This is a genomic window from Sphaerisporangium sp. NPDC088356, assembly GCF_040685555.1.
GTDB lineage: Bacteria > Actinomycetota > Actinomycetes > Streptosporangiales > Streptosporangiaceae > Sphaerisporangium.
The window spans coordinates 1-1095 of record NZ_JBFBIK010000291.1 but is presented as its reverse complement, the minus strand read 5'-3'; the positions used below and the strand labels follow the sequence as shown (position 1 = coordinate 1095).

General features: G+C 37.4%; 2 pseudogenes. Both read right to left on the bottom strand.

Annotated features, from left to right (window positions below):
* A pseudogene (locus AB0O34_RS37005) lies at positions 1 to 371 on the bottom strand (IS982-like element IS982B family transposase); the annotation flags it as partial.
* Between the two features lie 179 nt (positions 372 to 550).
* A pseudogene (locus AB0O34_RS37000) lies at positions 551 to 1095 on the bottom strand (IS982-like element ISLll1 family transposase); the annotation flags it as partial.

Genomic DNA, 1095 nt, shown 5'->3' with positions numbered 1-1095 from the left:
TTACGAATAGGCTGACACAAAGGAATGGGGAAGCTGTCAATAATGGATACACTCATTCCTTCAACCTCTTTAAAGACGAGTGCTTGGCGAATGACTTGGATACTCGGTAAGAGGGCATTACAACGGCGGACAAAGCGAGAATATTCTAGGAAATTAGGAAATAAACTTTGAGCCAATTGGTGCTTAGCTTTAAGTGTTTCACTAAAATGCAGTACGCCCCATAGGTAACAAGCGATAACTAAGCAATCTGATGTTGCGAGATGGACGTTCTTTCGGTTTTGAACCTCAAGGGGAACACTCGTTTGATAAAGCGTCTCAATGGTTGTCAGTAAATAAACAAAAACTTTTGGAAGTGTGCTATTATAAGTCATATAAGTCGTGCGCTTTCTAATGCTTAGTGGTTTAAGATTAGGATAGCACGACTTATTTATTTTCCAATGAAATTAACTAGCAATTCGGGTTAACTATTATCAATAGTTTAGTTTTCATTCCCTATCAATGTATTTTATTATATACCTATTTCTATATATATACCCGAATTGCTAGTTGATTATTTAGCCATGACTTGATACCCGATAGAATATCTTAAAGTCTCTGGTTCCAGTGATTTAGCTGATTTTAACAGTAAAGAATACGCTAAAAGTATCATCTCTAATTTCAATTGAAAACCTTGAGGCGAACGACTTTTACAACGCTCAGCTCCTAGATTTGTCAAAAAAGAGAAAACTCGCTCAATCACTTTTCTACGTTTTGAAAAATTAGGGAAAAGGATTTTCTTTTGCTTCATGTTCTTCCTGACAGGTGTAATTAGATCAATTCCTTTTAATTCCAGCCTATCATGCAGTGACTGACCTAGATATCCCATATCTCCAAGGACTGTTGGTGTCCCAAATTGACTCAACACTTCCTCGGTCATTGAACTATCAGCCATTGAAGCAGGAGTAATTGTGTAGTCTATGACATAGCCTGATTCACTGACTAAAGCATGACATTTACATCCATAGAAGTACTGTCCCTTTGTAGCATTGTAGCCAGCATTGGCATAATCTCCAAGAACTTTGCTTCTGAAGTTACGAATAGGCTGACACAAAGGAA